The organism is Levilactobacillus fuyuanensis (assembly GCF_003946395.1).
Classification (GTDB): domain Bacteria; phylum Bacillota; class Bacilli; order Lactobacillales; family Lactobacillaceae; genus Levilactobacillus; species Levilactobacillus fuyuanensis.
Genome location: NZ_RHNZ01000017.1, coordinates 56,915 through 64,138 on the forward strand (window position 1 = coordinate 56,915; position 7,224 = coordinate 64,138).

The following is a 7,224-nucleotide window of genomic DNA, read 5'->3' on the forward strand; positions in this document are numbered from 1 at the left end:
ACCCCTGAACTTGTCAACACCCAAATGACTGTATGCAAAAACGACTCAAGACACCATCGTCCTGAGTCGTTACTTTAAATCTTATTTAGCGTCATGAGAATCGCTGTCATCAGTATTAGCCGCCGCATCATCATGCGGTGAATCTTCCAACAATGCTGACTTGATACCAGGAATTCCCGTATCGTTGGCTTCAGCCTGAACGCGTTCCTTCTTCTCGTTGAGAATGCGTGCATCCTCATCCGACAAGATCGGCAACGAGATGCGGAAGACGGAGCCGTAGCCCACGGCACTTTCGATGGTGATTTTCCCGTGGTACGCCTCGATCAAGCGTTTAGCGATGGCCAATCCCAGCCCATTGCCACCCTTGGTCCGCGAACGGGCCTTGTCGACACGATAGAAGCGGTTAAAGACCCGGTCGCGGTTCTCTTGAGAGATTCCCTCACCAAAGTCTTGAACGGCCACCTCGACGTTCCTAGAGTCACTCTCGAAGGTCAGGTGGATTTCCTTGCGCGTCTGGGTATACTTCACAGCATTATCCAGGAGAATAATCAGAATCTGTTCCAAATGGTTTCGGTAGACCTGCGCCTGAACCGGCCGCTGCACGTCGTCATCTAGGATAAAGACGAAGTCGGGATGGATCATCTTGAAGTTATCGTAGACCTGTTGCACCACTTCACTCACGTCGGTGACTTCATTGGTGTAGTTGACCTCGATCTGTTCAGCCCGTTGCAGGTCCAACATTTCTTGAACCAGGCTCTTCATCCGTTTCGTCTCTTGTAAGGAGGCCTTAATGGACTCATCGAGCACTTCGGGATCATCCTTCCCCCAACGATCCAGCATCTCCATGTGGCCTTGGATGATGGCCACTGGCGTCCGCAATTCATGGGAAACATCCTCCACGAACTGCTGCTGCTGATCCATGTACCCCTGAGTGGTATCGAGCATCCCGTTGAAGAGATTACCCAAGTCACTCAGTTCATCGGTGTGTCGAATCTCCGGCACTCGCTTATCGGTCTGGGGATCGTCTCTGACGGCGTGAATCGTCTCGCGAATGGCTTCGACGGGCCGCAACAGAAACGATGCCAAGATGTAGCTGAGAATGGCCACAGCCAAGCCGGCAATCAGGCCCAGCACAATAGCAACCTGGAACAGCTTAACTTGCGTCGCCCGGTAATCCTTGAGATTATCCGTGACCTGCACGTAGCCCAGCAAGCTGTCATTCTCCTTACTGTGGATCGGCATCCGTCCCACCAGATGTTTCCGGTGATTCAGTGTGGTCACCGCGATCCGTTGCTTACCAACGGCCTTAAAGGCTGCGGTCGTATCCCCCGTGGAGAAGAGTGCCTTCCCCGCGGTATCGTAGACCGTGACCGTCTGACTGTCGCGAGCCAGCGTGGTGACGACCGCATTGTTATACGGTGCCCCCTGTTGACTGCCGCTGGTCTCGTCGGCCAGGACGTTGCGTGGCCGCAAGAGCTGATCGACTTGACTGTCGGTAAGTGTCTCACTCTGATTGCTCAGACGTTCGACGACCACGTTCAGTGAATCCGCCACGTGCGTCTTTTCCTGGCGCATCAGCACCGTCATAAAACTACTAAAAATTAAGAAAACGATAGCCGCAAAAATAATCAGAACACCAAAAGCCGTCGATAACGTCCATTCCCATTTCAGGGAGAAACGAAACCCCTTCTTTTGCTTAGGTTCTTCCTCTTCTGCGGCATCCCGTTCTTCAATATTTATTGATTTCACGAACGCATCACGTACCCCGTGCCCCGCACCGTCTGAATGTAACTCTTCTGGCCGGCCACATCAATTTTGTTCCGAAGGTAACGTACGTAAACATCGACGACGTTGGTTTCGACTTCGGATTCGTAACCCCAGACCTTGGTCAGGAGAACATCGCGGGCCAAGACCACGTTGATGTTTTCCATCAGAGCCAGGAGCAATTCATATTCACGCTTAGTGAGGTTAATAACTTCATCCCCCCGCCGCACGATCCGGTTTTCCTTTTCAATGGTGAGATCCTTGAATTTGACGGTCGTTTGCTTGGTGTTCTTCTGTTCACCTTCCAAATGAATCCGCCGTAACAAAGCCCGCACCCGAGCAAGGAGTTCTTCAATGGCAAATGGCTTGACGATATAGTCGTCGGCACCATGGTCTAACCCAGAAACCCGGTCAATCACGGAATCCCGAGCCGTCATCATAATGATCGGCGTACTCTTGACTTCGCGAACGCGGCGGGCCACTTCGATCCCGTTAAGTTCTGGCAACATAAGATCCAGTAAAATAACGTCGAAGTCTTGGGACAGCGCTGCTTCCAGCCCCGTACGACCGTTGAACTGCACGTTAGTCTCATAACCTTCGTGCTTCAATTCAAGCTCGACAAAGCGGGCGAGATTTTTTTCATCTTCAATAATTAAAATTCGACTCATTGCGCTTTAACTCCTCTGGCTATTTAAATGCGTCCGCTCCCAAACAAATCCATACCGGGAGCGGCCGTCCGTTATTCATTTCAACATTTAATTTTATCATAGTTTCTCATAATTGTATGCGAAAACCACCGTTCGGTTCACATTTATCTAATTTTCCACTTATTAATGGCATTATTTTCAGCCACCCAGAAATTGGCAACCGGTTGCATACAACCATCTGGATTGGTCGTGAAAACCCTTTAAACTTTTTCTTTCACATTCAGACATTTGCTCAACAATCTAGGAAAGCGAGCGTTAGTAGGCTTGCACAACCAATCACATTTCAATTATTTTGTTTTTGTTCACATTTTCACTTGAAATTGCATGATTTTTTAGTATACTAGGCATTGTAGAAAAAAAGAAAAGGGGTTTTTTGAAATGAAAGCTGCTGTTATTCGCGATTCAGTCGACGGTTATGTTGATATTAAAGATGTTACTTTACGTCCTATCACCCATGGTGAAGCTTTAGTTAAGATGGAATACTGTGGTCTCTGTCACACCGACTTACACGTCGCTGCTGGTGACTTCGGTAAGCAACCTGGCCGGATCATTGGGCATGAAGGTGTCGGCCGTGTTATCCAAGTTGCCGATGACGTTGAAAACTTAAAGATCGGTGACCGGGTTTCTATCGCTTGGTTCTTCAAGGGCTGTGGCCACTGTGAATACTGCCTGACTGGCCGCGAAACACTTTGCCGGAACGTCAAGAACTCTGGTTTCACTGTTGACGGTGCCATGGCTGAAGAATGTATCGTTGATGCTAACTACGCCGTTAAGGTTCCAGAAGGCTTGGACCCAGTTGAAGCAACTTCCCTTACCTGTGCCGGTGTTACCATGTACAAAGCTCTTAAGACTGGTGAAACTAAGCCAGGCCAATGGGTTGAAGTTGTTGGTGCCGGTGGTTTAGGTAACTTGGCTATCCAATACGCGCACAACGTCTTCGGTGCCCACGTTATCGCCGTTGATGGTAACCCTGACAAGTTAGCTGCTGCCAAGAAAGACGGTGCAGAAATTTTAATCAACCGTCATGATGGTGACGTTGCTGAACAAATCCAAGAAAAGGTCGGTGGTGTTGATAACGCCCAAGTTACTGCCGTTACCAAGGATGCCTTCACTCAATCCGTTAACGCTTTGAAGCCAGATGGCAAGTTAGTTGCCGTTGCTTTACCTCAAGGTGACATGGAATTGAACATTGCCAAGACTGTTCTGGATGGTATCTCAGTTCGTGGTTCCTTAGTTGGTACCCGTCAAGACTTAGCTGAAACCTTCCAATTCGGTGCTGAAGGCAAGGTTCACCCTATCGTTCAAACCCGTCGTCTTGACGAAGTTAACGATATCATCGACGAAATGAAAGCTAACAAGATTGTTGGCCGGATGGTTGTCGACTTCACTAAGTAATTTCTAAAAACTTCAATACTTCCGAAAACCCCACTCTGTCGTGAAGAGTGGGGTTTTTATGTCGTCAGATTGTCCGGCACAATCTGCTTAAGAATCGCCGCTAGTTCCGCTGGTGACTCTCGTTTACCGGTCGTCAACCACGCCTGCACTACCCCGAAAATGGCACTGGTCCAGAAGGTAATCAAGTAGTTAACCACCGTTGCATTGGTCATGTCAATGCCGGTCGTGTTGAGATGGGCAAGCATCTTTGTCCGAAAGATCTGGCGCATGCCCTGTTTAAATTGATTCTGAATTGCCAGCGTCCCATTGTCTGATAGCAAGCTGCCCAGAAGCGCGCCCTCACTATCCAGAAACGGCATAAGCTGCGAGAGAAAGTTAGCCGGATTATAGTCGTTATGCCGAACCACCTGAACGATTCGCATCATGACCTCCTGTTGATAGGCCGCAACCAGCGCAGTCGTATCAGGAAAGTGATGGTAGAACGTCGCCCGGCTGATGTGCGCCGCTTGGGCAATCTCCGAGACACTGATCTGGTCAAACCGCTTCTCTGTCAGTAGTTCTGCTAAGGCGGCAAATAGCTTTTGTCGCGTCTTTACAATCCGTAAATCCTCAAAGTCTGCCATGATTGCCCACTCCTTTAATTTTACTGTACAGTTTCGTCAGATGTGACGCACTACGTTAAAAAGTGATTGTCAGCTCACCTAAGACCTGTATACTGAATTTATCGAAAGAAATTATACACTTTGTACAATAAAAAGGAAAGAGGTCATGACTCATGACATTTTTTAGAGATCATTGGTACGATATTGGCGGTGTCGTTGGTATCTGCGTAGCCATCGCTATCTGGCTCAACTGGGGAGGCATGTCGACTTTGCTTAAAATTGCGGCCCTGAACTTCTTCGTCATTCTCTGGCATGAATTTGAAGAATTCCGTTTTCCCGGTGGCGAACCAGCCATCACCAACCTCGCCATGCAACCCAGCACTGACGGACCCGCAGACCGATACCCACTCAATCAGAACAACGCCATGGTCATCAACGTTGCCGCGGCCTACATCTGTTACCTACTGCCGGTCTTCTTCCCAGAAGTGATTTGGCTCGGCTTCATGCCTATCGTCTCCGGAATCGCTCAGCTCGTCATGCACGTGATTCTCACCCCCATCAAGATTCACGCCCTATATTCCCCCGGTGAACTTGCCGTTGTCTTTGGCCACTTGCCACTAGGCATCTGGTGGTTCATCTACACCATCAGCAATGGTCTCTTAGACTGGCTGAGCGTACTCTTCGGTCTTCTCTACACAGTCGCTTTCATTGGTATCTTTATGTTGCGAATCGGCTACGGCACGCTCAAATCCACCAGCTCCCCCTATGTCTTTCCCAAAGCGGAGTTCGAACGGGCCGGCTATGCGGAACGCATTCGGAATCAGAAAAAATAACAGCTTTACGCGAAAAATAACCATGAACGGAAATCAACCGCTCATGGTTATTTTATTAAAAGACTTCTATTACTAATTGAATCACCGCTTAGAATTGAATCAGTACTTTTCCCTTGGGATGACCCGTTGCGACCAATTCCAGCGCCTGGTTGATATCTGCTAACTTGAATTCTGTCGGATCAATGGCGGGGACAATGTTTTCACGTTCTACCAGCTCCGTAATCTTGCGGAGTTGGGCACCATCGCTACGGACAAAGATGAACCGGTACTGTGCACCAACAGCCTTTGTCTGTCGATCGAGCCGCGCACCTGCCAGAGAGAACAGGGTCGTCTTCAACCAGGAAAGATGATGACTCTGGGCGAAGTGACGGTTTGGTCCCATTCTGAGGGAGAGCAATTTGCCCCCGGACTTCAGTACTTTAAGCTCATGGTCCAGCTCCTTAGGACCAATCGTATCGATCACGTAATCTACCGGTGCGAGTTCTTCCCAGTAATTCTCCTGACGGTAATCGAAGTATTGGTCCACACCGTTGGCCAGCGCAGCTTCCTTGCTTCTAGCGTTACCACTCACACTGACATTCAGCCCCATTTCACGGGCGATGGGAATTGCCATTTGACCGAATGAACCCGACCCACCGGGAATCATGACACGTTCGCCGGATTGCGCGTGGAGTTCCTCGTGTAAGCCTTGGTACGCCGTCAGTCCAGTCAACGGAACGGCGGCACTGTGCGCAAAGTCCAAGTTCTCAGGCTTCAAGGCAACTGCGTCCTGATCAATCGCAGCAAATTCCGCAAAGGCCCCGATCTTACCCAAAGGTAACCGCGAATACACGGCGTCCCCCGCTTTAAAATCGGTCACGTTGGCGCCGACTGTTATCACGACCCCAGAAAGCTCGCTGCCCATCGTGGTTGGCATCGCGTAGTCCTGAATCAACTTGACGCTACCGGTACCGATCAGCATCTCCAAGGGATTGACAGCGGCGAATTTCACTTGTACCAAGACCTCGTTGGCCGTTGGCGTGGGCATCGGAATATCCTTGACCTCGAGTTTGAAATTTTTATCGTATTTGTTTAATTGGGCAGCTTGCATAGTGGCTGGTCCTCCTCTAAAAGTGATTTATTATTTTTCATCTGTTTTAAAACTTCCCCATGAGTTTACCAAACTAGGTTACAAAATGCAAATAAAGTTACTTATTTGATTTTTGTGTTATACTATATAAAAATCATGCTAAAGGAGGCGGGTCGCCAGAATTCTCTGTTTTCCAGGGATTCGGCAGCATAATATGACACTAACGACTCGTGAAAAGATTCTCAGCACGGCTGAGCGCCTGATTCAAGAGACCGGCAATGCTGAGGTAACGCTGGCTCAAATTGCCACAGCACTTGGCATGACGCATGCCGCCCTCTATAAACATTTCCAAAACAAACAGGCCCTCTGGGAGGCGGTGTCGGCCGCCTGGTTCCAACGGGAAATCATCGACCAGATTCAATGTGATCCGACCGCTACGCCGCAGTCACAGCTGCACGACTGGCTGTGGGCCTTCGTGACGGCTAAAAAGCACGCGTACAATACCAATCCCCAGATGTTTGCGCTCAATACCCGCTACATCGACAACAATCCTAAAGTACTGCGTGACGTCCTGATTCCGGCATACACGATTGTCTCCCACATCATGGGTTATCACGACTCTAACAACGAACAAGCCGAGTCTATCCTAGCCACCTTCGCCATCTTCACCCTCCCGAATTTTAAGGAGACCTGGAACGACCCCGACTACGCGCAACGCTTTGAACGTATTTGGAATTTGATCAAGGCTGGCGTGTAGCTCCCTAATTGAATAGCTAAAATAAAAACCACCCGTTGAACGGGTGGTTTTCTCGAGGGCTATAAGCCCTGGGTTACTGGCCAGCGTCTCAAGGCGC

General features: G+C 49.3%; 7 protein-coding genes. 3 read left to right on the forward strand and 4 right to left on the reverse strand.

What is annotated here, in order from left to right; translation table 11 throughout:
* Positions 1 to 81: 81 nt before the first annotated feature.
* On the reverse strand, positions 82 to 1,749 hold the full coding sequence (locus EKM73_RS09745; protein ID WP_191988631.1) for a HAMP domain-containing sensor histidine kinase: 1,668 nt from the start codon (positions 1,747 to 1,749) through the stop codon (positions 82 to 84).
* A complete protein-coding gene (locus EKM73_RS09750; protein WP_020090053.1) occupies positions 1,746 to 2,432 on the reverse strand; it encodes a response regulator transcription factor in 687 nt (228 codons plus the stop codon). The genes EKM73_RS09745 and EKM73_RS09750 overlap by 4 nt, the downstream gene beginning before the upstream one ends.
* Before the next feature lie 417 nt (positions 2,433 to 2,849).
* Here EKM73_RS09750 and adhP point away from each other — a divergent pair, with 417 nt between their 5' ends.
* Complete coding sequence (gene adhP / locus EKM73_RS09755; protein WP_125701711.1) at positions 2,850 to 3,866, forward strand: alcohol dehydrogenase AdhP; 1,017 nt, start codon at positions 2,850 to 2,852, stop codon at positions 3,864 to 3,866.
* A 56-nt stretch (positions 3,867 to 3,922) separates the two neighbouring features.
* On the opposite strand, the gene EKM73_RS09760 is transcribed toward adhP, so the two are convergent.
* Positions 3,923 to 4,489, reverse strand: a complete 567-nt coding sequence (locus tag EKM73_RS09760) for a TetR/AcrR family transcriptional regulator (protein WP_125701712.1) — start codon at positions 4,487 to 4,489, stop codon at positions 3,923 to 3,925.
* Between the two features lie 152 nt (positions 4,490 to 4,641).
* Between EKM73_RS09760 and EKM73_RS09765 the strand changes: the two genes are divergently transcribed.
* On the forward strand, positions 4,642 to 5,301 hold the full coding sequence (locus EKM73_RS09765; RefSeq protein WP_125701713.1) for an HXXEE domain-containing protein: 660 nt from the start codon (positions 4,642 to 4,644) through the stop codon (positions 5,299 to 5,301).
* 88 nt (positions 5,302 to 5,389) lie between these two features.
* Here EKM73_RS09765 and EKM73_RS09770 read toward each other — a convergent pair whose 3' ends face one another.
* On the reverse strand, positions 5,390 to 6,391 hold the full coding sequence (locus EKM73_RS09770) for an NADP-dependent oxidoreductase (RefSeq protein ID WP_125701714.1): 1,002 nt from the start codon (positions 6,389 to 6,391) through the stop codon (positions 5,390 to 5,392).
* 193 nt (positions 6,392 to 6,584) lie between these two features.
* On the opposite strand from EKM73_RS09770, the gene EKM73_RS09775 reads away from it, so the two are divergent.
* The gene (locus tag EKM73_RS09775) at positions 6,585 to 7,127 is read left to right on the forward strand and encodes a TetR/AcrR family transcriptional regulator (protein WP_125701715.1); all 543 of its coding nucleotides are present in this window, start codon (positions 6,585 to 6,587) and stop codon (positions 7,125 to 7,127) included.
* Positions 7,128 to 7,224: the final 97 nt, after the last annotated feature.

Bases quoted from the DNA above. Each gene is read 5' to 3' on its own strand.
- EKM73_RS09750 (WP_020090053.1), bottom strand. From the start codon at position 2,432: ATGAGTCGAATTTTAATTATTGAAGATGAAAAAAATCTCGCCCGCTTT.
- EKM73_RS09765 (WP_125701713.1), top strand. From the start codon at position 4,642: ATGACATTTTTTAGAGATCATTGGTACGATATTGGCGGTGTCGTTGGT.
- EKM73_RS09775 (WP_125701715.1), top strand. From the start codon at position 6,585: ATGACACTAACGACTCGTGAAAAGATTCTCAGCACGGCTGAGCGCCTG.
- EKM73_RS09770 (WP_125701714.1), bottom strand. From the start codon at position 6,391: ATGCAAGCTGCCCAATTAAACAAATACGATAAAAATTTCAAACTCGAG.
- EKM73_RS09760 (WP_125701712.1), bottom strand. From the start codon at position 4,489: ATGGCAGACTTTGAGGATTTACGGATTGTAAAGACGCGACAAAAGCTA.
- adhP (WP_125701711.1), top strand. From the start codon at position 2,850: ATGAAAGCTGCTGTTATTCGCGATTCAGTCGACGGTTATGTTGATATT.